Origin of the sequence: Brevibacillus sp. SIMBA_040 (assembly GCF_046535075.1) — a bacterium.
Lineage (GTDB): Bacteria > Bacillota > Bacilli > Brevibacillales > Brevibacillaceae > Brevibacillus.
Genome location: NZ_JAWRXI010000029.1, coordinates 37,355 through 61,169, shown reverse-complemented (window position 1 = coordinate 61,169; position 23,815 = coordinate 37,355). Strand labels below are relative to the sequence as shown.

The window sequence follows — 23,815 nt, the reverse complement described above, 5'->3', positions numbered from 1 at the left end:
TAGGCACGCCGCCAGCGTTCGTCCTGAGCCAGGATCAAACTCTCCAATAAAGTTTGTTACTGGTTCAAAGCTGGCAATTCATTTAATGATAGACTCATTAACGCTTTCGCTGTTCAGTTTTCAAAGAGCATTTCGTGTTACTCGGTCGCCCAGAGACGACTTTTTTAATTTACCACATCTCTACTCAGGAAATCAAGTAGTTTTTTTATTTCTTCGCTGCCATTTTTTCTTTTGTGCAGCAGCGACGTTTGTTAATATAGCATGGATCAAAACAAGAAGTCAACAGTATTTAAAAATTTTTACCCCAACAATATAAAACAAATTTCTTCATCCCCATTTTGACGGTCTGAACAAGCTACTTCCTGGATCAAGGACCGTTGCACCATTTTATCTACAATCAACGGAACCTCAATCTCAGCGTCCTGAATGAGCGGGTGATTCATCAGCTCTTGCAAGCTCCATGTACCGCTCCTTTTCTCCATCACTTCTATCAGAAATCTGACCGAATTCTTCATATGAGAAATAATCCAGAATTCCATGGCGAGCAATAGAAGCTCAATCCGCTTCTCCAGCGCCTCGGCATTAAAAGATAGCTCCTCATACAGCTTGTATACAGAGTAATCCAGCTGCTTGACCTGCGACCAGATCGCAGCCTGCGGGTTTTCTCCGGCTTCATACACGATGAGTCGTGCCCACGAATCGAGCGATTGAATAGAAGAGTGATAGGCATCCAAAGCCATACCTTGCTGGAGCCGCTCTTTTGTTTCATGAAAAAAGCGAAGCAAACGTGAATACTCACGGCAGATGTTTTTCTTCTGGAGAAATTCAGGCAAACGACTGAGCCTTTGCTTCATTTGTTTCATATACCCGTCTTTGTCCCACAAAATCTCCGCTTTGGCCAGCATCATTACAAGCCGCTCATCTAAACCGTTTACTACTCCCTTTTCCAACTGCCAGCTGCTGATTTGTTGTTCGACAATTACTTGCTTTTTTATCCGCATGCGTCTAATTGTAGTATCTACATGCGAATGATTGACAACAACTATATAGAAGGTTCCCTCACGGAATGGGACAAGCATATCCGAATCAGGCAAAATCAGCACCGCTTGCACATCCATACGCTTTTGGAGCAATTCAAGATAGGTTTGCTGATTGTCATCTGGCCTACTATTCATGCCTTATTTCCTCCCTGCCCCTGGGTTGAACTTATGGATTCTACACGCCTTGCCCGTTTCCTGCTTGTCAACAGACAAATCCTATTGTGTGATATACTGTAGGATAGGAGGAATGATGATGAAAAATACTGAGCGCCTGAGCAAGATCAAACGCATGCGAACTTGGGGCAACTGGAGCATGGTAATCGGCATTTTGCTGATGTATACAGGTTACGCTTTCTTTGCAGGATATCTGGACTTTATTCCTTTTCTCGGCAGCCTGTTAAAAGGGTCTTACATCTTTATGACCTTGCTACTGATTATCGGCTTCATCCTGACCATGGGAAGCACAGTCATGTTCATGATTTCCGGGATGGTTTCCACATCGGCTCCGCAGGTGCAATGCCCTTCGTGCCAAAAGGTAACGAAGATGCTCGGAAAAGAGGATGCCTGTATGTTTTGCGGACAACCATTACGCCTTGAGGACGGACAACCTCAACAAAACCAGACATAATATGTATCTTTTTCAATTGCCATTCATACGTAAAAAGCCACCTGCGCACTCCCTTCACCAGGGCGAGCAGGTGGCTTTCTTCTATCTAGCCAACTTGTTATGAGGATTTTTGAGTCGATTTTTCTGACGTAAAGCCTTCCTCAATGGCTTGCCAGATTTCAGGAACTTCAAAGCCGCGGCGCCAGGAGGCTACTCCAGCCAAGTCATACTTGTTCACGATATCGATACGCTTTTGCATGGAGCTTACGTCCTCAAGCCACATTTTATAGACATTCCCGTCCTTCGGGTCTTTATATTCTACATAGTTTTGGCCTGATGCCTCATCCAGCTTCGGAGTCAGCTTGCGTTCCTTGATCCATTCTTGCGCCCTCGTCATGGACAATGCTTTTGAGCTGACCTTGATCTTTCCATCAGCCTGCTTCGCCTCTGTCCACAACCGTGTATAGAACGGCACACCGAGGAGCAGCTTTTCATGCGGTACTTCCTCCAGTACACCCTGCAGGCCGCTTTCCACCCACGGAAGAGACGCGACAGAGCCTGCTTTTGGACTCGCTGCCCAATGCTCGTCATACGTCATGACTGCCATGTAGTCGACTACCTGAGCAAGCGCCTTGCGATCGAGGAACATCGACCACGTTTTGGCGGTTGACTTGATCGTTACATCAATTGAAACGGTCAGCCCTTGTTGGTGCAAATAAGGAGTCATTTCCCGAACGAACTGAACCAGCTTCTCCTTTTCCTCCAGATACACGTTTTCGAAGTCAATATTGATGCCGTCAAGATCGTACATATGAGCATAGTGAATAATTTGGGCGATTACTTTATCCCGTTTGTCAAAACTGCTCAGCACCGATTTTGTCCAATCGGGATTAAATCCGTTGGTAACCAGACCCCATACCTTGTAGCCTCTTTGGTGTGCCCATTTCACGTAGGCAGGGTCAGCTTTATTGAGGAGTGTTCCTTCTGCGTCCTTCATTTCAAACCAGGTAGGTGATACGACATTCACACCAGGCATGGCACCAATTGCTGCAATGTTCGGATTTCGATTTACAACGTGCTCCCACGTCAGATTTATCTTTTTCCCGTCAGGCTTCCAAACGGTATACGGCTGGGAATCCTGCGGGTGGTCAAGAGCGACTTTTCGAACGTTAGTGAATTCAACACTCTTTACCGGCAAAAAGCCAGCAATTCCGGATGCTGTCAGAACATGATAGTAATCTTCTTCTTTTCCGAGTATATCGACATCTTCCCCTGCTCCTACCTCAGCGACAATCGGCGTTCGATGCGAAGCACCTACACGAACCTTTTGCTTCTCTTCATCTGAGATCACACTTGCCTGCTGAATCTCGTAGCCTTCCTTTTCCACGAGCAAGACTTCTGTGTCTTCTATCCGCTTAAACGAGTAGGCATACAGCTTTTCCAAAGGATCTAGCGGGACATAGCGAGTTCCGTTGACTTCCTTGACAGGAACCTGCAGATTCACTGGCTGCTTGTTGAGGTGGGCGACAACTTCGCCGCTTTCCATGCGCAGCACCTTATCCTTTGTCGTTACGATGACTGATTTAGTAGGCTCATCCCAAAAAATCGCTGGGTCAATCCGCTCCTTCAAAAACTCAAATGGCAAGAGAATCTGGTCCGATTCAAGCAAATAGGACGCCTTGGTCCTCGAGCCTTCATATACGATCACATTATGGTCTCCATCATACGGCTGTACATGCTCCGTTGACGCACGCAACACAAAAAACCAGTAGATCCCGCCAAAAACAGCGACAAAAAGGAAAATTAGCAAAAAGAAAAGCCGCGCCGCCCGTCTCCTTCTTCGCCTTGGACGAGGAGCCATCCCTACTGCCAAGCTCATGGACGCGACCTCCCATCAAAGAAATAATTCCGATCATATCTAGCGTTCAATGAATTCACAACCTTTTACATTCTGGCAAAACTCGAATAAGCCTCAATGCTTATAGAAACCTATACCTAGAAGAAAGACGTGCGAAAATCCAAAACGTTACACATACCGACACAAAAACACCTCCCGCAGCAACTGGGTATCCGGTTGTTGCAGAAGGTGTTTTCTCGAAAAGCATTGCTTAGTGGGGATTCTTTTGACAGGACTCACAGATACCGTACACTTCCATGCGATGACCCGTCACGCGAAAGCCGATATCTTTTGAAGCCGATTCTTCCGCATCCCGCAAATAAGGGAAGTGGAAATCTCGAATCGCGCCACAGCTTGAGCAGATCGCGTGATAATGATCTTCTTCAACATTGGCATCAAATCGACTGGACGCATCCCCGTAGGTGAGCTCCGTAACCAATCCTGCATCTTTAAAAACCCGCAGATTATTATAGATCGTAGCAACACTCATATTGGGGAATTTGCCTTCGAGAGCTTTGTATATTTCGTCAGCCGTCGGGTGAGTCATCGTCTCCAGCAAATACGTTAAAATTGCATGGCGCTGAGGTGTCATCCGAACCCCGGTGTTCTTGAGGATTTCAACAGCCTTTTCTACACGCTGTGCCATATTGTTACACCCCACAGTCTTTCGCAAGACAAAAGAATAGTTCACTTCTTTGTCATTGATTAGAATTACTTTAAATAAGTGTACGTCTAGTCAGCGAAAACTGTCAATATGCATTACACGTAATTTGAAGATGAAGAAGGTGGAAATCAGGATTTCGCCTTTGTCGTTTTCTTAGCAGCAGGCTTCGCTTTCGTCTTTTTCGCCTCGGCGGCAGCAAATTTGCACATGGATTGCAGCGTGCATTGTCCACACTGTGGATTGCGTGCCGAGCATACCCGTCGTCCGTGCCAGATCAACCAATGATGGGCATCCGACCATTTTTCACGCGGAATCCGTTTCATCAGCTGGCGCTCTACTTCATCGACATTGTCACTCTTGGCTAGCCCCAGACGATTGCCTACACGAAACACATGCGTATCGACGGCAATAGCCGGAACTCCGTACGCATTGGACAGCACGACATTGGCTGTTTTTCGACCAACACCAGGCAACGCTTCAAGCTCAGCATGCGTTTGCGGAACTTCACCATTGTACTTTTCGTACAAGATTCTACAGGTCTCCAGGATGTTCTTGCTCTTATTCTTATACAATCCGAGCCCTTTTATATGCTCTTCCATTTCTTCCTGTGTCAAATGAAGATAATGCTCAGGCTGGTTCAATTGCTTGAACATCGGCTCGGTTATCTCATTCACCCGTTTATCCGTGCATTGTGCCGAAAGAATCGTAGCGATCAATAGCTCAAACGGGGTCGTATAGTTTAATTCACAATGCGCGTCTGGATATAGCTCGTGCAGCTCATCCAAAATTTCCGCGACGGGTACTTTGCGTTGTGCCATAGATATGTCCCCCTTTTCCCTACATTATACCGATCTGCGTCAACTCGGCAATTGGCAGGAAGTTCGCTTGGCATGGAGGACGTCGCATGAGGTACAATGGGCTTGGAAGAATTTTACGGGAGGGGATTCGAATGAAGGTATTCCTGACTGGTGCCAGTGGATTTGTAGGAAAGGGCATGGTGGCTCGGCTGCAAGCAAGTGGGAACCATACCGTTTGCTTGACGAGACCGGGTTCTACGGGAAAGCACGGTTTAGACAAAAATAGCCCGCTTATCACGGAAGCAAGTGGCGATCTGCTTGATCCACATTCACTTGCTCAGGCGATGGAGGGCTGTGATGCCATTATTCATCTGGTCGGAATCATTCGGGAGCAGCCTGGAAAAGGCGTTACGTTTCAACGAATTCATGTCAAGGGCACCCGAAACGTTCTCGAAGCCGCCAAAAAAGCTGGGGTTAGCCGTTTTATCCATATGAGTGCTCTTGGTTCCCGCGAAAATGCAACCAGTGCCTATCATCGTACCAAATACGAGGCAGAACAGCTCGTACAAGCTAGTGGAATACCTTACGTCATTTTCCGCCCGTCCGTCATTTTTGGACCAGGGGATGAATTCGTGAATATGCTGGCTGATCTGGTACGCCTGCCCGTCACCCCTGTAATTGGAAACGGATCTTATCCCTTGCAGCCCGTTGCCCGGGAAACGGTAGCAGATGTGTTCGTCCAGGCGCTGACCCTGCCCGCATCTACCAATCAAATTTATGAGACGGGTGGACCCGCCCCTCTCACGTATGGACAAATTCTGGATGCTATCGGAGAGGCGATTGGGAAAAAGAGCGTTCGCAAGGTTCATATTCCACTCGGACTAATGAAGCCCTTAGTAAACCTCATGGAAGGCTTCTCTTTTTTCCCGATCACGAATACGCAGCTGACCATGCTGCTTGAAGGAAACGCCTGCAATGATGGAAAGCTCCTGTATGATACATTCCCGACGACAAAGATTTCTTTTCAAGAAGGAATTGCTACCTACTTGCGCTAGGCTCTCTTTTGACGAAGCCGTTGTCTGATGGCCATAAATGCCAAGCTGATCACCATCCCGAGAGCAAGCGTCAACGGAAGGCTTTGCCACCATGCAAACGAAGAATCGCTTATTTGGCCAAACACTACCTCATTTTGCAGGTATTCCACGGAATCATAGGCAAAGACTACGTCCGGCACATACAGCCAGGTAAGCAGCACACCGCTGACGACGGGCAAAACCAAATAATACAGGACGTTAAGCAATGCAGAATATACAAATGCGAGAGCGAGCTTTTTCACTTTTTACTCCTTTCGTTCCTGCTCATTTGAGAAAAAGCCCCTGAGATATACAGGGGCTCTTCGCTAATGCCTAGGATTCGTGCAATGTTTTTTCTACAGCATCCAACTGCTTGTTAACGTGACGCGCTACCACAAACAAGTAATCAGATAAGCGGTTGAGGTATTTGATGACTGTCTTGTTTACCTGCTCCTGTGTCGCTACGTGAACGGCTTTTCGCTCCGCTCTTCTGACTACTGTCCGAGCCACGTGAAAAGCAGCAGCAGCAGGATGACCTCCAGGCAAAATAAAATTGGTCAACTGAGGCAATCCGGCATCCAGCAGATCAATCTGTTCTTCGAGGAACGTAACGTCCTCTTCCCCAAGTGGCCAGCCAACTTTTTTGCCTTCTGGTGTAGCCAGCTCTGCTCCTACATGGAAAAGCTTTGTTTGTATGAGATGAAAGACTTCATTCAGTTCCTTCCACTCGTCTGTTTGTGGCAACAGGGATAAGGCGAGCCCGATTTGCGAATTCGCTTCATCACACGTACCATATGCTTCTACACGATCTGCGAACTTCGGTACACGAACACCTGCAACAAGTGACGTTTCGCCTTTGTCTCCTGACTTCGTGTAAATTTTCATCCATATACCCCTCCATCATTTCGGGATTCCTGTGGAAAGCGACAACTACAAAGCTTCTGCGACTACGATCAATTCGGAACTGCTGGCATCAAACGGAGTCTTGGCAAACGAGCCATAACGCTGTGTGACCTTGAAGCCGTTTAGACGCAGCAGATGATGCAGCTCTGCTGGAAAAATGTAGCGCAAATTAAACCGCCCTGTCACTCGCTCGGTCACGAGCCCTTGTGCATTTGTGCGTTCGTAGGTCCGGGTCACTTCAGACAATTGTTGAAAGTGATCATAGCGTGTATAATCCCACATCGCTACTTCCTCTCCCGAAGGCAGTCTGTAGGTTCCTCGCAGCGACATTTTCTCATTTTCTTCATAAAAATGATTGATCTTTGGCACAAACACGTTCAGCACGAACTTGCCGCCCGGTGCCAAATGCTTGCGTATACATGTCAGAGCTTTCATCTGCTCGGAAATGTGCAGCAGGTGGAGAAACGAGCGAAACGGAATCATGATGAGTGAAAAAGTTTCACCTAAATTAAAGCTGCGCATATCTCCTTGCAGCAGCTTCAAGCCTGTCGTGACTCCTTGCTCCTTTGCCTTTTCCTCTGCTCTGGCAAGCATTTCTGTAGAAAGGTCGAGGCCCGTAGTATCGATTCCTTCCTGTGCCAGAGGAATAGTAATTCGTCCGGTTCCACAGCCGAGCTCAAGCACCTTGCCACCTGCCTTGCGTGCCTGCTCCATGTAAAAATCGACGTCACCGGTTACGCCCAGCTGCGTCAAATCGTAATAATCAGCCCATTGATACATATTGCCCATACGGTCCTCCTATGCTTGCAGTTCGGTTGATTGGAGGTACGCCATTACAAGCTTCGCTGTATTGTCGAGTGCTTCTGTGTGCGTCCGTTCGTGGGAATGAGAAGCGTCTACACCCGGACCGATCAAGCCGTGAACAATGTCATAGCCAGCTCGAAGCGCCGCACTCGCATCTGATCCGTAAAATGGATATATATCTACCTGATAATTCAACCCATTTGCTTCCGCCAGCTTGGTCAAATGTGTACGCAATCCATAGTGATAAGGTCCCGAGGAATCCTTGGCACAAATGGATACGCAGTATTCGTCTGTCGTCTGACCGTCACCAATTGCTCCCATGTCGACTGCCAAATACTCAATGACGTTTGCCGGAATGCTGGAATTGCCGCCGTAACCGATTTCTTCATTATTGCTGATAAAGAAATACGTTGTGTAAGGCAGCTTCTCGCCTGTTTCACGCAATGATTTCAGCACGCCCAATAAAATTGCTACACTCGCCTTGTCATCGATGTGGCGAGATTTGATGAATCCACTTTCCGTTACCGTCACACGCGGATCGAATGAAACAAAATCGCCAACAGAAATGCCAAGCGCCTGTACTTCCTGCTTGCTGGTCACTTTTTCATCGAGACGAACTTCCATGTTTGCATCTGTCCGTTCGGCTTTTCCTGCTTCCCGTCCGTACACATGCACGGAAGCCTTTGTAGACAGGATGGTGCCAGTCACCAAGCGACCGCTGGCAGTTTCAATTACGCAGTGCTCACCCTCTACTGCATTGAATTCGAAACCACCGATCAAGGTCAGCTTCAGTCTACCGTTGCCTTTGATTTCCTTGACCATGGCACCCAAAGTATCGACGTGCGCTGTAAGCAAACGCGCTTTTTCTTCGTTTGCGCCTGGTACAGTGGCAATAATCGCTCCTTTGTTGGTGCGTTTGAATTCAACCCCCAGCTTTTCCAGCTCCCCTGCGACCCACGCCATAACTTTTGCAGTGTGACCAGAAGGACTTGCAATATTGGCTAATTGGCAAAAGGATTCGACTACATACTGTGTTGACACACTCATCTTCCGTTCCTCCATTCGCAGCTGCGACAATTGAATTTTATTTTTGCAACTCTTCTTGTATGAATTGGAGCACTTCTTGTACGTGTCCCTTTACCTTTACTTTCGACCATACCTTTGCAATATTGCCTTCTTTATCAATAACAAACGTAGAGCGCTCGACTCCCATATACTCCCGTCCGTACATTTTTTTCAACACCCATACCCCGTACGCTTCCGCCACTTCATGATCAGGGTCTGCCAAAAGCGTGAATGGCAGCTCATGCTTGGCAATGAACTTGTCATGCGACTTCACCGTATCTGGGCTAATCCCCAGCACAACCGTATCTAGCTCGGAAAACTTAGGGTGGAAATCACGAAAATCGCATGCTTCCGTCGTGCAACCCGGCGTCATATCCTTTGGATAAAAATAAAGAACAACATTTTTTCCGTGAAACTGGGAAAGTGAGATCGTTTGATTGTCGCTTGCCTGCAACGTAAAAGGAGGCGCGGCCTGTCCGATCGCGGTCATGCTATCCCTTCTTTCTACTTTTGACCTGGAATTTACTTGTCCCATTTTACCACAAGCTGACAGTCACTTCATCTGTATACACGTTGCGCTTTCGACCAGAAAACGCTAGAATTAATTAAGAAAAATTAAGAAAACCTGTATTGAGGCTTCTCGTGGGGAGCGACCGCGTTTTAGCGGAAGGTTATTCTTGCTAAATCAGGATGCGTGTTCATGAAGTTTAGACTTTCTGATTTAGTAAGACAACCTTTATCGAGTCAACCATATAAAGGAATGACCTCGATTTAGTCAGGTTGTTGTACGTCTCGGAACGTTTAAGCTATGTAGCACTCACACTGCGAAGTACTTAAATATTCTACACAAAAATTTGGCCTAGTCAGTTGGATGGTGAGAAATGCATGAAAGAGTTTTTTGAAGTAACGGACCCGGAAGCCTTAAAATCCCTTGCTATAGCCGAACGTGTTAAAATTTTGGAACTTTTCGAGGATCTGGAGCCACGGACAGCCAAACAAATCGCTACAGAATTGGGCGAAAACGCAGCTCGCCTTCACTACCATGTGAAAGAGCTCGTGCGCGTTGGCTTGTTGGAACAGGTAGATACTCGTGTAAAAGGTTCCATTGTTGAGAAATACTACGAGCCGGTTGCCAAGGTGATTCAGGTAAAGCTTCAACTCATGATTGAAGAAAATGCACAGCAATTGAGCGACGTGATGTTTACTCCATTCCGCACGACGGAAAAGGATCTCATGCGCACACTAAACCGTTTTGTTGCCAGTGATCGGGATGTTCGTAAAGAGTACAAGCATACCTTCGCGTTCAATTTGACTGAATTTTATTTAAGTCAAGAAGAGCGCAATCAATTGGTTGACGACATTAGTGAACTGCTTCACAAGTACAAAGGCTTTAAAAATGAAGATGGACGTCGCAAATTCAAGTTTTTCGATGTTCTTTTTCCATTAACTCCTGCAGATCCGACAGATGATCCAGAAGAACCGTTTGACGATTCAGATGAATAATCAAGTCAGCTGAGAAAACCATCTATGAACGATGGTATTCTTTCGCAGCCTTGAATGCAAAAGGGTGCATCCAGCGATTCTTTCGCCAGACGCACCCTTTTCTTTATCTTTCTGAATTAATAAGCGCGACCAAACCAGACAGTATGCTGCGATTCTTTGCCACAGCAAATGCAGTTTTGTTTCATAACTGGTGGCTCAAATGGAATGTTGCGCGAAGTAAACTTGGTTTCTTCCTTCACTTTGGACTCGCATTGATCATCCCCGCACCAGCCTGCCAGCACCCAGCCGCTCGTCGTATTTTCACTCTCGCTCTTGGCAATGTGAGTTGACAATTGCTCCAGCGTCTCGATGCCCAGATGAGAGTTCTGCTCGCGAAACTCCAGCGCTTTTTGGAACATGTTTTGCTGGATCTCTTCCAGTAGCGCGGCCACTGTCTGCGCGATGCCCTCCAGAGATACCGTTACTTTCTCTCCCGTATCGCGGCGGGCAAGAATGACCTGACCGTTGTCTACATCACGTGGTCCGAGCTCCAGACGCAAAGGCACTCCGCGCATTTCCCACTCGTTGAATTTCCAGCCTGGCGTCTCTTCCCGCAGATCGGCACGCACACGCACGCCTGCCGCTTTTATTTCGTCAAAGAGTGGATCGAACGCCTCCATCACCTTTTCGCGCAGCTTCATTGGACCGACCGGAATCATAATGACTTGCGTAGGCGCCATGCGCGGTGGTAAAGCCAGACCGCGATCATCCCCGTGCACCATGATCATGGAACCAATCAGACGTGTCGATGTTCCCCATGAGGTAGTGTGAACGTATTTGAATTGGTTGTCACGATCCAGGAACTTGATTTCAAAGCCACGTGCAAATTTATCCCCCAAATAGTGTGAGGTCCCTGCCTGCACAGCTTTTCCGTCCTTCATCATCGCTTCGATGGAATACGTATCTACGGCTCCTGCGAAGCGTTCACTTGGCGTTTTTTGTCCCTTCCAAACCGGAATCGCCAGCTCCTGCTCGACGACCTCGCGGTAAATCTCCAGCATTTGCATCGTTTCCTGACGCGCTTCTTCTTCTGTGGCGTGTGCGGTATGACCTTCCTGCCAGAGGAACTCGGATGTACGGAGGAAAGGCATCGTGCGCTTTTCCCAACGAAACACATTCGCCCACTGATTAATGAGTACTGGCAGGTCACGGTAGCTTTGAATCCACTGGCTGTACATATGACCAATAATCGTTTCCGAGGTAGGGCGCAGTGCGAGCTTTTCCTCAAGCGGTTCCCCGCCAGCCTCCGTCACCCACGGCAGCTCTGGGTTGAAGCCCTCTATGTGTTCTTTTTCTTTCTGGAAAAAAGACTCTGGAATGAGCATTGGGAAATAAGCATTCCTGTGGCCCGTCTCCTTGAAGCGCTTGTTCATCGCCTCCTGGATTCTCTCCCATAGCTCAAACCCGTCCGGCTTGAAAACGATACAGCCGCGCACTGGCGTATAATCCATCAAATCGGCTTTCTTGATCGCGTCGATGTACCAGCGTGAGAAGTCTTCCGCTTGTGGCGTAATTTCTTTTACAAATGCTTTTTCTTCTTTCATCGTCTACGCTCCTTCTCGGACTTTTTGAACTGCTCCCTAATCTTGTTCAAAAAGGAGGACAAACAGAGCAGAGAAGTGCAAGGCGCAGCAGACCCGAGCAGCGGAACGTAGGTTAGTCTACGTGAGCAGCGGAGGGGCAATGCAACGCAGCAATTCGACAGCTATGTTTCCCGGACTTTTTGAACCTCCTTAAAAAATGCAAAAAATCCCCCATCCCAATATAGGGACGGAGGATCAAACATCCGCGGTACCACCCTGATTGATTGAAGCGTCTAGCGCTCAACCCACTCAAAAGTCCCGATAACGGCGGGGCATCCGGCATGGCTCTTCGCCAGCGGCTTGAGGATGGGGTGCAGGTATGCCTGTGTATCAACCTTCCAGACTAGGGCTGACTCTCTGTGACCAGGGGATAGCTGCGGGTCCTTTCATTGCCTTTGTGTGTTCGCAAGCTTTCTTTAACATAATATGTTAACAAGTTCCGCTGCTCTTGTCAATTTGTGGTATAGGCACTCACGGACAAAAAATGAATGGCTTTTGCCTAGAGTCCCTAATGAGTCAAATGCTCGCGCAAGCATTTCAGCTTTTCCCAATGAAAGGCAGCATTCGGTTCGTGGCCGAAATATCGGTAGACCCGGATCTGCTTTTTCCTTGTTTGCAAATGATTGTAGGCGGCAAACACCGTGGACGGAGGCGTGATCTCATCGACCAAGCCAATCGAGACCAGCACCGGACATGTAACCAAGGGAGCCAAGTTCATTACGTCATAGTAAGAGAGCGTATCCATTGCTTTATCCTCGATCCCGCGTGCACTGTTGCGGCGAAAAAACTCGTTGAGCTCCAGATACGGACCGGCAAGCGCCATGTCGATCGATCGCCGGAAATGACTCAGATACGGGTATTCCGCCACCACGATGCGCGGAATAGCGGAAAAGGCCGCAGCGACCAGACTCAGGGCCCCTCCCTGGCTCCCCCCTGTCACCCCGATGCGAGAAGCATCCACTTCTTCGCGCTCTGCCAGCACGTCGAGAGCTCGCACCGCGTCCATGTATACCCCGCGATAATAATACGTCTCTTTGGATAATATGCCCTTGGTCATCCAACCAGCCGAGTTCCCGTGTGGGGCTACACTATTGTCCTCACTCAACTGTTGACCGCGCACCAGCATGCCAAATGTGGCATAGCCGTGCAAGGCCCAGTTGACCACGTCATGGATTTGTCCGTCATGACTCCAATTGTAGCCGTGGTACATAACCAGCCCCGGATGCTGTCCCGCTCGGTCAGGCACCGCGTAGTACCCGCGAATTCGCGCATGCCCAAAACCGGCAAAGCTGAGCTCGTACAGCCGAACACCATCTGCCGGATACTCCATGGCTGTGAGCTGCGGATCGCTCGGCACCTGTGCCAGCATCTGCTTGCTCTCCTCCCAAAAGGCGGGAAAGTCGTCGCGCCTGGTCAGCGCTGGTCTGTATTCCCGCAATTGGTCCAAAGGCATATCATACGGCTGTCCCATCTGTTTTCCTCCCCATTTCGGCAGCAGCGATCAGTACATGATCATGCCGCCTGTCACGTTTATCGCCTGTCCGGTCATATAACGAGCAGCAGGCGAGCTCAGGAAATAAAATACTTCCGCTACTTCCTCGGGAGAACCGAGACGACCCAGCGGCGATTTTTCCCGCCAGGCTTCTAGAGATTCGGCAGAAAGCGTCTTGGCCATTTCAGTCATGATGATTCCTGGACAGACGCTGTTGACGTGAATGTTGTGGGGACCGAGCGCCATTGCCATCGTCTTGGTCAATTCAATGACGGCTGCCTTGCTCGCGCAGTAGGCGGACTCGTCCGCTCCTCCCCATTTTCCGCCCATCGAGGCCATATTCAAAATGCAGCCGCGCTCCCTTTCGATCATGCGCCGGACGATGGGCTGCGATACCAGGTAAATGGACTTGACGTTTACATTGAAAATCAAATCAAAATCTTCTTCTGTCGTCTCCAGAAACCCTTTTCTTCGCTGTACCCCGGCATTATTCACCAGCACATCGACAAAGCCGTATTCCGCAAAAACACGTTCCATCACATCGTCTACCGCAGCTTTGTCCGTTACGTCGCAAGCAAAATAGCTGCCGCCTGCGGTCACCTCCGCCGCTTCCCGGCTCGGTTCTTCTGCTATATCCAGGATGACGATACGGTCCCCCGTCTGCCGAAATCTGTGGGCAATCGCCATACCGATCCCTCTGTTCGCACCAGTAATCAAAACAACGCGTCCCTCTTCGGTCATCCAAGCCCCTCCCATCCCGCTTAGCCCCTCTTCAAATCCACTCCGGCATGAAATGCGGGAACAAGCTTTTCCAGCAATTTGATCAGTGCAGTCAAGTCATTAAGATCAACCACTTCTACAGGCGCATGTGTATAGCGGGTAGGAAAAGCGAGATCGATCATCGGAATCCCGGCGTTCTCCAACTGGCTGAACGACGCATCCGTCAGTCCGCCCATGAATGTCGAGTATTGGAGAGACACATCCTGTGCGTCCGCCACTTTTTTCACAAAGCTCACGAGCTTCGTATTAGGAATCAGCCCCCCTAGGGTTCCTCGGCCATGGAAGCTGTACAAATTCAGGCACGGCCCTTCTCCCAGGCGGATATCGGCGGTTCCCTTCAGATCAGGTGTATCGGCGGCTACGACCAGGTCCAATGTGATCGAAGCATCGGGATTGACCGCCCTTACCGCCGGAATCACGCCGCGTAAATTAAACTCCTCCTGGACGGAAAAGACAATGACCACTTCGCATGGGAGCGACTTACCAACAAGCCGGTCGATCAGCTCGAGCAGAATCAGGCACCCCGCCCTGTTATCAATCGCATTGCTGAAGGCAAGAGAGTGGCGGCGGAAAAATTGTCTGGCGTAGACAACTGGCATTCCGACAAACACACCGGCTTCCAGCGCTTCACTCTTGCTGCGAAAGCCAAAATCAAGGTAGGCTTCCTGCACCTGGGGCAGCTTGAATTTCTCCTCCGGCTTCGTCAGATGGTGCGATTTCGTACCGATGATGCCCATTATTCTGCCTTCTGGGGTTTCTGCGATCACGCTTTGTCCCAGCATGCTTTTCTCCGGAATGCCTCCCAGGCGCTCTACGCGGATAAATCCGTCCTCTTCGATTTTTTTGATGATGAATCCGACTTCATCCATATGGGCAAATACCATCACCTTGAAGGGGTTCGGCTCATCTATTTTATTGACCTGAACAATGACATTCCCGAGATTGTCCACGCTGACCTCATGCAAGCCTTTCGGCAATTCGCTTTGCACCTTGCGAATCATCGCATCCTCGTAACCGGCTGGCGAAACGACCTGTGTCAATCCTTGCAGCCGCTGGGCTATGTGCGTCAAATAGTCTGATGTCATCTGTCACCGCTCCCACTTTTGAAAATCGAACACAGAGCAAAAACGGCAAAACTTCCCGCTTTCACTCTGCGTCGTTTTTTACGAATACACAATCTGGCTTCTAAACGCTTTTACCTTATCCATAAAGGATTTGACCCGCTCCGGATCGACGTGATTTTCAAATTTTCCGTCATGCTTGAACGTCGTTCCCACCACTGCCCCATCCGCAATCGATAGCTGCTGCTCCAGATTCTCCATCCTCATCCCGGTATTGGCCAAAACGACTGTATCAGGAACTGTATCCTTGACACGCTTCAGGATAGCGGAGTCTGTCTCCGCTCCCGCTGTCAGTCCCGAAACGCACAATGCATCCGGCCGATTGTTGAAGACCGTCGACTTGGCGATGCTCTCGATCTCGCGGTCAGCCATGTATGTTGCCGCTTCCGGCACGATGTTGAACAGCAGCTTGACATCCTTGGCACCGATGCGATGCTGGTGGCGGATCGTCTCTCCGACATTTGTATTCCACATGCCGAAATCACTCGCATACACGCCTGTAAAAATTTCCCTGACGAATTTGGCACCTGTCGCGGCAGCCAGATCGAGCGATTTTTTGGCATCCCACAGGACGTTCACACCGAACGGAATCTGGATATCCGACATCAGCTCCCCGATAATCCGGGCCATGGCGGCGACTGTCTCCGTTTTGACATCTGTCAGGTATGGCAGACTGAACTCATTGGAAAACAACACAGCATCTACGCCGCCGGACTGCAACGCTAGGAAATCCTTGCGAGCCATTTCAATGACGTACTCCATCCCTTTTTCCTGATCAAAATAAGGATCACCCGGCAGCGGTAAAAAGTGGCACATGGCAATAATGGCTTTCTCAGTCCCGATCACTTCTTTTAACCAAGTCATCTTTTGACCCTCCTAGTCCTTTGATATGGATGACAACGCATCCATACTGCCTTTGGTCTGTTCGTAAATCTCACGGTATAAGCGATAATACTTTTCATAGATTTCCGCGTCTTTGGACTGCGGCAGGATCACTTCTGTATATTCCACCCACGATTCAATCTCTTCCAGCCTGTCGTACCAGCCCAGTCCAAGCGCTGCCAGAAAAGCATCTCCGTATGCCGCTCCATAGGTCACTTTGGGGATGTACTGCCCCTCACAGCAAATGCTGCTGACCGCCTGGAGCCAGAGCCGGTTTTTCGTACCGCCTCCGATCGCCACCAGCTTGCTCGGCGGAAATCCCGCAAGTCTCATTTCTTCGATGTTGTGGCGGATCGAATAGCCGATCCCTTCCAGAATCGCCCGGTACAAATCTCCAGTCGTATGCTTCAGGGTCAGGCCGAACCAAGTGCCGCGGGCTTGCAGATGATGAATCGGTGTGCGCTCGCCGCTGAAATACGGCAGCATGATCAGTCCGTTTGCACCTGGTTTACTTTGTTCCGCCAAACGCGTCAAGCGAGTATACCCTTCATCCCTGGATTCTCCCGGCTGGAGCCATTGATCGACGAACCATCTGGTGATGGAGCCCGCAGTCGATGTCCCACCCGTGAGCGTATGAAGATTCGGTACTGCGTGTACAGAGGGCCAGAATTTTTCGGTCTGGGTCTGCGCCGCAATCACCTGGATGAAAAATGTTGAGCTACCGTACATGATCATCATGTCGCCCTCGTTTACCGCACCCACGCTGATTGACTCCGACATTGCGTCCGCAGTCCCCGCGATCACCTTGGTTCCCGCCGACAGTCCTGTCGCTTCTGCGGCCTCCGGCGTCACGCAGCCGACTATTTCGTGACTCCACACAATTCGCGGCAGCTTTTCCCGCTCGGTTACATAGGCGCAGCGCTCATCATCCCAGTCGAGCTTTTGCAAGTCGAACAAAGGCGAGAAGGCACATGCCGTGTAGGCATCGATCACACGTTCTTTGGTCAGCTTATACACCAGATAGCCATTGCCAGAGAGAAAGCAGGCGGTTTGGTCGTACACGCTGGGCTCCTGGTTGCGAATCCAGAGGATTTTGGCTCCGGCGGATTGCGAGGACAAATAGTGGCCCCCTTTTCGCAATATCTCGGCCGGGCCGATTTTTTGATTCAGCTCGTCAATTTCTTTGCTTGCTCGCGTGTCGATCCCGTAGAGAATCGCTTTGCGCAGCGCGTTGCCGTTATGATCAATCGGTACCACAGCAGGACCGATTGTGCTGATTCCGACAGCTTCGATCAGAGAAGCGTGAAAACCGGCGCTCTTTTGTCCCTCGACAATCAACGCTTTGGACAAGGCTTTCACTGCGTGCCACCACGTCTTTTCAGCGTCGTGTTCTGCCCAGCCGTGCTGCGGAATCTCCAGGGAGTGGGGCAAAGACTGGTAAGCGACACTGCGACCTTCCCTGTCAACCAGAACGCCTTTGGACTCATAGGTTCCAATATCAATTCCCATTACGTAAGACATCTTGACCACCTGCCGTATCCACAAGGTTTAACTGGTAAGCGAGAGAATTTTACCTGTATCGGCTGACTCGCGAATGGCTGCGATGGCCTTGATCACTTCCAGGTTTTCATGATGCGGCACGCGCGCTGGCTGCTCTCCTGCTTCCACGCAAGACAAAAAGTATTGAAGCTGTCTCGCGTAAGGATCATGCTGCTCGAGCTTGCAGATGACGGGCTGTCGATTTTTCTGGTAGAGACGCAGCTCTGAGGTGGAAGCATCCCGTTCCCCGATGTTGTAGCCTGCCCTGTAGGTAAACTCTACGGTCCCTTTTGTCCCGGCCGCTTTGAAAAACATGGTGAATGGATATCCGTCGGACATCGTAAACGCCGCTTCGGCAACCGCCTTTGCGCCGCTCTTGAAGGAAATCGAGGACATGGCGTGATTCCAGCATCCCGTATGGTCTTTGCTCGCGAGGCAATACACGGAATCGATCTCGCCGAACAGATCGCGCAGGAAGTCGACATCATGGACATGCATGTCACAGATCGCTCCTGCTCCTTTTTCCGGATGCAGCAGCCATTCATTTCCCCAGTCCGGCAAGGTGGAGCATCTGCTGGCAAAAGCCATGTGAACCTGCCCCAGCTCACCGCTTTCGTAAAGCTCCTTGATCTCTGTGTATCCGCTCCAAAAGCGGACAACCTGCCCGACCATGAAGATGATCCCGGCGTCCTTCACTTGCTCCAGCATGCGCTCTGTGGCCTCTACCGTCATTTCGACCGGCTTTTCGCACAGCACATGCTTGCCGTATTGGGCGCACAATTCCACATACTTGCCATGCAAAAAGGTTGGCAAGGCGATGATCACTACCTCCACGTCTGCGTGCTTCAGCATCTCCTCGGCATCCTGGAAGTAGGCGCAGCCGTATTCCTCGGCAAAGCGCTGCCCAGCCTCTTCGCGAATATCGGCCACCGCTGTTAACACCGCGCCATTTTGCGTACGAATCGATTCGGCGTGACTTCTGGAAATCAATCCGGCTCCTAAAATTCCGATCTTGTGCATCTTTGTTCTCCCCTCCCTGTAAGCGTTAAAGGCGAGACGGGCTTACTGGTACTTGTCTTTTACCTTGAACACGTAATTTTTCGCATCGGCCTCCACCTTGGACTTATCCCAGGTCGTATCGACAAAGTCATTGGTCACTACCTGATCCAGCGGAATTTCTTTTTGGATGATGCCGGTTTTCACAGCCCAATCCATGTTGAGCTTCCATTTGTCCATATCCGCGATGCCGATGCCTCCATCCACGATCTTCTGCTGGTCAGCTTCACTTAGCCCGAAGCCTTGATACACTCGGCCCATCATCGCACCGACAGCCCCGTCCCAAGGAATTTTGATCGATGGGAATTGTTCCAACGTGAGATCGGCTGCCGCTTCAGGGTTCATTTTCACGAAGTACATTCCTTTTGCCAGCGCGCGCACGAATTTGCGCACCATTTCCGGATCTTCGGTGAGGTACTCGGCATTGGTTACGAGCGGATTCGAGGTATACGGGAGAATCTCGTTACCGTCGATGTACTCAAAATCAAATCCCTGGCCTTTCAATTGCGAATACTCCGCCACCCATGTGAACAAGATGTCCAGCTTGCCTTCCTGCACCATCTGGAAGCGATTCTCCCCGGCAACTACATACTCGACATCCTTTTCCGGATCAAGCCCGGCAGCAATCAGTGTCGGATTAATGATATTGGCCCAAGCCGCATCCCCGAGCGCCACTTTTTTGCCTTTCATGTCTTGCCAGGTTTTGATCCCGCTGTCTGATCGGACAGCCATGCCAAAAATATTGATGGAGTCGTTTTGGAAAACGGCTTTGAGCGGCAATCCGTTTTCAATTCCCATAAACAGGAAATTCGGAGAAGGCAAAGCAAATTGCGCATTTTTGAGCGCTACCATTTTCGTATCTGTCGTACCAAAGGACTGTTCGATTTTCACGTCCAAACCTTCTTCGGCAAAATAGCCCATCTTGATCGCGGACCAGATATGCGCATCATCCAACACTTCGACCGTGCGCGGCACAACGACCGTCACCTTCTGCAAATTGCCAGCAGCAGGAGCAGCGGTATTGGTCCCCGGCGCCGTGCCAGTGCCTTGCCCCCCAGATGTGTTTCCTCCCGAAGAATTGCTTCCCCCCGGCTGCGTGCTGTTTTGCGCACATCCAGCTAGCACTGCCACTAACCAAAGCACAGCGATTAACAGCGTGATTTGCACCTTTCTCATCTTTGGAACCCTCCTTGGATCATTTATGTCTTGAATCATTGACACCAATCCATCATCATGCTGGTGTATACTTTGGCCGCCGCCACAAGGCTGTCTACTTTGATGTACTCGTTCTCTCCGTGAACCGACCAGCTCAGCGAACCTGGCCCGAACACAACAGCAGGTAAACCGTGTTTGTTCAAATAGGTGGCATCGCAAACGGCTCGGAAGCCGGACAGAACGGCTTTACATCCCTCCACGTCCGCGATCGCCGTCATCATCGCGCGTACGCCTGCATGATCCGCGGGAACATGAAAGCCTTGCCATTCCTGAAGCACAGGCACGGTCAGCTTCGGAGGATGTTTACGCAGAAAATCATCCGTCGAGGCCAGCGCTTCTACGCCCCTTCTGATCTCCTCCCACAGCTCTTCTTTTTTCACCAACTGATCCGGGTACCAGACGCCGTACGTGAGCTTTACTTTGGCAGGGACAGAGCCGAGGTATTCGCCGCCCTCGATAAACGAAGGATTGATCGTAAACAAGCCCACTCCCTGCACATCGTGTCCGGGACTGCCACCAGCACCCAGCACCGCGTCCCGATAGCGATGATTCCACTGTTCCTCAAGAGAATAAAAGTAGTTCACGAACGGGAGCGATTTCTTGAAGGCATCGGCTCCAACTGTGGGTCCGCTCGGAACGCCTGCCGGCTGTGGAAACAAGACCTGGTTTCTGGCTGAAATATGTACGGCCTTGCCTTCCACAATCAATTCAAAGAAAAACAGTCCGACAGAGGCCGTATGCAGCTCCAGATCGGTAGGCTCGCAGACGACTGCAAAATCTGCGGCATAGCCTCGCTTCAGACACTGTACAGTCCCGACTTCCTCTGCCTCGTTCGACTCTTCGCCCGTGACGGCTTGCAGCAGAACATCACCGCGCAAGGGAATCCCGCACGCCTTGAGCGCTTTCATCGCCCAGATCGCGGCAGAAACACCGCCTTTCATATCACTCGTGCCGCGCCCGTAGATTTTGTTCCCCTGTTGGAGCGGCTCGAATGGATCACTGCGCCATTTATGCGGCTCTGCGATGGGAACGACATCCATGTGACCGTTGAACAGCAGACTTTTTCCGCCACCCGTCCCCTTCATCACCGCCACGACATTGGGCCGGACCTGCTCCGCGTCTACAGCGAATTGCTCTACTTCTGCAAAATCAAGAGAGCGCAGACTGTCAGCCAGCCAGTCCTGAACGGTTTTCTCATCGCCGCCAAACGTGTGGTTGATCGAGGGAATCCGTACGAGCGATTTCACGTATTCGACAAGCTCATCCTTGTTATTATCCAAATATTCAAACACTATCTGTTTGCTGCTCACGCACTACTCACCTCATTTCCATCGCAACCGTCAGATTTTCCAACGGACGATTTTTCGCTCCACGAGATTAATCAAGCCGTAAAAGGTCGTACCGATGATCGCCGTGAAGAAAATGCAGGCAAATGCTTTCTCAGTCTGCATGTACTGGGAATACTTGATGATTTGGCTGCCGATCCCGATGTTGCCGCCGATCAATTCGGAGGTGACCGCTGCGATGGTCGCGAAGATACTGGCCAATTTAATGCCCGTAAAAACATTGGGAAGTGCAGAGGGCAAAATCGCCATCGTAAACGTCTGCCAACGGCTCGCACACAGTGATTTCATCAACTCTAGGCGGATGTTTTCCACATTGTTGAAGCCAGTCGCCGAATTCATCATGACGATCGGGAAGCTTTGGATAACGACCGCCAGCATTTTCACCTCGATACCAAAGCCAAACCAGATCATCAAAAGCGGGACAAGCGTAATCAACGGCGTAATCACAAGGAAAATAACGAATGGTGAGAGCGTCGTATCGATCATCTTGAAATTGGTGATGAGCGCAGCCAGCAAAATTCCGATAGGCACTGCGACCAAAAAACCACAGACGATCGTCACAATGCTGATCCCTATATGCGGTGCAAATTCGCCGAACGAAACAAACATCGTCTCTATGATCGACACGGGATTCGGCAAGATCCAGCGCGGAATATCAAAGCCCACGGCGGCAAATTGCCAGGTTCCGAACAGGATGAAAAACATGATGACAGGCGCGAGTACGCTAGTTGCATTCGATGAGGTCACTTGTTTCTGCAACGAACGTTCCTCCCTTCCGAATTACTTGATATGCCGTAGTTCCACTTTTCCAATCATGCTCGTCAGTTCCATCTCATATGTAATGAACCTCTCATGATCGATCATTTCCAACGTTCTCGGTCTCGGAAGATCAATCTCTACTTCCGCCACGATCCGTCCCGGATTGGTCGCCATTACATACACCCTGGAAGCGAGCAATACCGCCTCTTCCACCTCATGCGTGATAAAAATGATCGTTTTTCCGGTTTGCTCCCAAATCGTCAACAGCTCCAGATCCAATTGCTCTCGCGTAAGTTCGTCCAACGCCCCGAACGGCTCATCCATGAGCAGGATTTCTGGTTCGTGAACCATCGCCCGGATCACGCCGGCCTTCTGCATCATTCCGCCGGAAATCTCAGCCGGATAGGCATGCTCGTACTGCTTCAAGCCGGCCATTTCGATCAGCTTATCAACGTTTTGCTCCCACTCCTTCCCTTGCAGGCCGAATACCTTGAGCGGCAGAGCGACATTTTGGCGCACGGTCAGCCACGGGAACAGGTTGGGCTGTTGAAAGATGAAGCCCATTTTTTTCATCAGGTCCCTGCTCGTCTTCCTCCCTGTGATCTTCTGCCCATCGATGTACATCTCTCCCGATGAGGGCTGAATGATATCGTTGAGCATCCGAATGATCGTCGATTTGCCACAGCCACTGGGACCAAGAATTGCGACAAAGTCTCCAGGATACACTTCCATATTCACATCTCGCACGGCCACGATGTCTTTGCTGCGTGTTTTGAAGACCTTCGTGACATCGACCAGTTTGATTTTGGGATTTTGCACGTGATCTCCCCCCGATCCGATAAGCTGCCTCATTTTTTACGCCACACGATGAACTTGCTTTCCGCAAAACTGACCAATTGATAGAGTATGATCCCGATGAGCGCAACGATGAGAATGGTTCCGTACGTCATCTCTGTCATCACCAGGCCGGAATACTGGAGAATGCGAAATCCGAGTCCGACTGACCCCCCCACGAAATCCGCACTGATCGCGCCAATCGTGGAAAAGATGCAGCCCAGCTTGATACCGGTAAACACCTGGGGCATCGCATTGGGCAGAATCAGCTTGAAAAAAGTCTGCCGCCTGCCTGCGCCCATCGATCTCATCAGCTCCAGCTTCTCCGTTTCCACAGAGGTGAACCCGGACAGCGTATTTAGCATGATGATCGGAGCCGCCTGCAAAATCACTACCAGGATGCGAATGTTCGGGTCAAACCCCAGCCATAGCATGAAGAGCGGAACAATCGTGATCATCGGCGTCACGACCAAGAGGATAATAAACGGCGAGACGGCTTTGACAATCAGATCGTACTGGGAAAAGAGGCCTGCCAGCGTCATCCCGAGGATCGTCGCTACGATGAAGCCGATCACGACCACCTTTAAGGTAAAGACAAAATGGGGCCAGATATCAGAACCAAAATTCCGGATCGTCTCCACCAGGATTCCCGTAGGCGTGGGCAATACAGTTCTGGAAATGCCAGCAGTTCGGATGATGATTTCGAGCAGCAAGTACAAGCCTACAAACAAAAGAATGGGAGACAATGAGTGCATGATCGATGCACGGTCTCTCTGGACTGGCTTGCTTTTCGTGCGTATGAGTTCCAATGTCAAT

Annotated in this window: 25 protein-coding genes; 4 read left to right on the top strand and 21 right to left on the bottom strand. The window is 50.1% G+C overall.

The window, feature by feature from the left end; all coding sequences use genetic code 11:
* The coding region (locus SB752_RS30335; RefSeq protein WP_410719147.1) for a hypothetical protein at positions 1-316 on the top strand (316 nt) is incomplete at its 5' end.
* Here SB752_RS30335 and SB752_RS30330 read toward each other — a convergent pair.
* Positions 300-1,175 carry a nucleotidyltransferase-like protein gene (locus tag SB752_RS30330; RefSeq protein WP_410719146.1) on the bottom strand — a complete coding sequence of 292 codons (876 nt, stop codon included), beginning with the start codon at positions 1,173-1,175 and terminating at the stop codon, positions 300-302. The two genes, SB752_RS30335 and SB752_RS30330, sit on opposite strands and share 17 nt — an antisense overlap.
* Before the next feature lie 118 nt (positions 1,176-1,293).
* Between SB752_RS30330 and SB752_RS30325 the strand changes: the two genes are divergently transcribed.
* Positions 1,294-1,668: a YgzB family protein gene (locus SB752_RS30325; RefSeq protein ID WP_103110382.1), complete on the top strand. Its 375-nt coding sequence runs from the start codon at positions 1,294-1,296 to the stop codon at positions 1,666-1,668.
* Between the two features lie 97 nt (positions 1,669-1,765).
* Here the strand turns inward: SB752_RS30325 and SB752_RS30320 are convergent, their stop codons facing one another.
* From SB752_RS30320 to nth, 3 genes are all read right to left on the bottom strand, one after another.
* Positions 1,766-3,526, bottom strand: coding sequence for a glycosyl hydrolase family 18 protein (locus SB752_RS30320; RefSeq protein WP_410719145.1), 1,761 nt, complete (start codon positions 3,524-3,526; stop codon positions 1,766-1,768).
* Between the two features lie 229 nt (positions 3,527-3,755).
* A complete protein-coding gene (gene perR / locus SB752_RS30315) occupies positions 3,756-4,190 on the bottom strand; it encodes a peroxide-responsive transcriptional repressor PerR (protein WP_410719144.1) in 435 nt (144 codons plus the stop codon).
* A 146-nt stretch (positions 4,191-4,336) separates the two neighbouring features.
* Positions 4,337-5,026, bottom strand: coding sequence for an endonuclease III (gene nth / locus SB752_RS30310; RefSeq protein WP_410719143.1), 690 nt, complete (start codon positions 5,024-5,026; stop codon positions 4,337-4,339).
* Between the two features lie 131 nt (positions 5,027-5,157).
* On the opposite strand from nth, the gene SB752_RS30305 reads away from it, so the two are divergent.
* Entirely contained in the window at positions 5,158-6,060 is a 903-nt protein-coding gene (locus SB752_RS30305; RefSeq protein WP_410719142.1) for a complex I NDUFA9 subunit family protein, read from the top strand.
* Here the strand turns inward: SB752_RS30305 and SB752_RS30300 are convergent.
* From SB752_RS30300 to bcp, 5 genes are all read right to left on the bottom strand, one after another.
* Complete coding sequence (locus SB752_RS30300; RefSeq protein WP_410719141.1) at positions 6,057-6,341, bottom strand: hypothetical protein; 285 nt, start codon at positions 6,339-6,341, stop codon at positions 6,057-6,059. The genes SB752_RS30305 and SB752_RS30300 overlap by 4 nt on opposite strands.
* Positions 6,342-6,411: 70 nt before the next feature.
* Entirely contained in the window at positions 6,412-6,963 is a 552-nt protein-coding gene (locus SB752_RS30295; protein WP_289140861.1) for a cob(I)yrinic acid a,c-diamide adenosyltransferase, read from the bottom strand.
* 45 nt (positions 6,964-7,008) lie between these two features.
* Positions 7,009-7,770 (bottom strand): class I SAM-dependent methyltransferase, encoded by a 762-nt coding sequence (locus SB752_RS30290; protein WP_410719140.1) that lies wholly within the window; start codon positions 7,768-7,770, stop codon positions 7,009-7,011.
* Positions 7,771-7,779: 9 nt separating this feature from the next.
* The gene (locus SB752_RS30285; RefSeq protein ID WP_410719139.1) at positions 7,780-8,832 is read right to left on the bottom strand and encodes a M42 family metallopeptidase; all 1,053 of its coding nucleotides are present in this window, start codon (positions 8,830-8,832) and stop codon (positions 7,780-7,782) included.
* Between the two features lie 37 nt (positions 8,833-8,869).
* On the bottom strand, positions 8,870-9,340 hold the full coding sequence (bcp, locus tag SB752_RS30280) for a thioredoxin-dependent thiol peroxidase (RefSeq protein WP_410719138.1): 471 nt from the start codon (positions 9,338-9,340) through the stop codon (positions 8,870-8,872).
* 395 nt (positions 9,341-9,735) lie between these two features.
* Between bcp and SB752_RS30275 the strand changes: the two genes are divergently transcribed.
* Complete coding sequence (locus tag SB752_RS30275; protein ID WP_410719137.1) at positions 9,736-10,353, top strand: helix-turn-helix domain-containing protein; 618 nt, start codon at positions 9,736-9,738, stop codon at positions 10,351-10,353.
* Between the two features lie 116 nt (positions 10,354-10,469).
* Here the strand turns inward: SB752_RS30275 and proS are convergent, their stop codons facing one another.
* The 12 genes from proS to SB752_RS30215 all read right to left on the bottom strand — a co-directional run bounded on the left by proS (position 10,470) and on the right by SB752_RS30215 (position 23,808).
* A complete protein-coding gene (gene proS, locus SB752_RS30270) occupies positions 10,470-11,936 on the bottom strand; it encodes a proline--tRNA ligase (protein ID WP_410719136.1) in 1,467 nt (488 codons plus the stop codon).
* 547 nt (positions 11,937-12,483) lie between these two features.
* Positions 12,484-13,446 carry an acetylxylan esterase gene (locus tag SB752_RS30265; RefSeq protein WP_410719135.1) on the bottom strand — a complete coding sequence of 321 codons (963 nt, stop codon included), beginning with the start codon at positions 13,444-13,446 and terminating at the stop codon, positions 12,484-12,486.
* A gap of 30 nt (positions 13,447-13,476) precedes the next feature.
* Positions 13,477-14,208, bottom strand: coding sequence for an SDR family NAD(P)-dependent oxidoreductase (locus tag SB752_RS30260; protein ID WP_410719134.1), 732 nt, complete (start codon positions 14,206-14,208; stop codon positions 13,477-13,479).
* 20 nt (positions 14,209-14,228) lie between these two features.
* Positions 14,229-15,332 carry a M42 family metallopeptidase gene (locus SB752_RS30255; protein WP_410719133.1) on the bottom strand — a complete coding sequence of 368 codons (1,104 nt, stop codon included), beginning with the start codon at positions 15,330-15,332 and terminating at the stop codon, positions 14,229-14,231.
* Between the two features lie 78 nt (positions 15,333-15,410).
* Entirely contained in the window at positions 15,411-16,232 is an 822-nt protein-coding gene (locus SB752_RS30250; protein ID WP_103110368.1) for a BtpA/SgcQ family protein, read from the bottom strand.
* Between the two features lie 12 nt (positions 16,233-16,244).
* Positions 16,245-17,771 carry an FGGY-family carbohydrate kinase gene (locus tag SB752_RS30245; RefSeq protein ID WP_410719132.1) on the bottom strand — a complete coding sequence of 509 codons (1,527 nt, stop codon included), beginning with the start codon at positions 17,769-17,771 and terminating at the stop codon, positions 16,245-16,247.
* 27 nt (positions 17,772-17,798) lie between these two features.
* Entirely contained in the window at positions 17,799-18,809 is a 1,011-nt protein-coding gene (locus SB752_RS30240; protein ID WP_410719131.1) for a Gfo/Idh/MocA family protein, read from the bottom strand.
* A gap of 42 nt (positions 18,810-18,851) precedes the next feature.
* Positions 18,852-20,021, bottom strand: a complete 1,170-nt coding sequence (locus SB752_RS30235; protein ID WP_410719130.1) for an ABC transporter substrate-binding protein — start codon at positions 20,019-20,021, stop codon at positions 18,852-18,854.
* A gap of 35 nt (positions 20,022-20,056) precedes the next feature.
* Positions 20,057-21,370 carry an ArgE/DapE family deacylase gene (locus tag SB752_RS30230; protein WP_410719129.1) on the bottom strand — a complete coding sequence of 438 codons (1,314 nt, stop codon included), beginning with the start codon at positions 21,368-21,370 and terminating at the stop codon, positions 20,057-20,059.
* Between the two features lie 30 nt (positions 21,371-21,400).
* On the bottom strand, positions 21,401-22,165 hold the full coding sequence (locus SB752_RS30225) for an ABC transporter permease (protein WP_410719128.1): 765 nt from the start codon (positions 22,163-22,165) through the stop codon (positions 21,401-21,403).
* Between the two features lie 21 nt (positions 22,166-22,186).
* A complete protein-coding gene (locus tag SB752_RS30220; RefSeq protein ID WP_410719127.1) occupies positions 22,187-22,984 on the bottom strand; it encodes an ABC transporter ATP-binding protein in 798 nt (265 codons plus the stop codon).
* Positions 22,985-23,013: 29 nt separating this feature from the next.
* Entirely contained in the window at positions 23,014-23,808 is a 795-nt protein-coding gene (locus SB752_RS30215; RefSeq protein WP_410719126.1) for an ABC transporter permease, read from the bottom strand.
* Between the last annotated feature and the right edge of the window lie 7 nt (positions 23,809-23,815).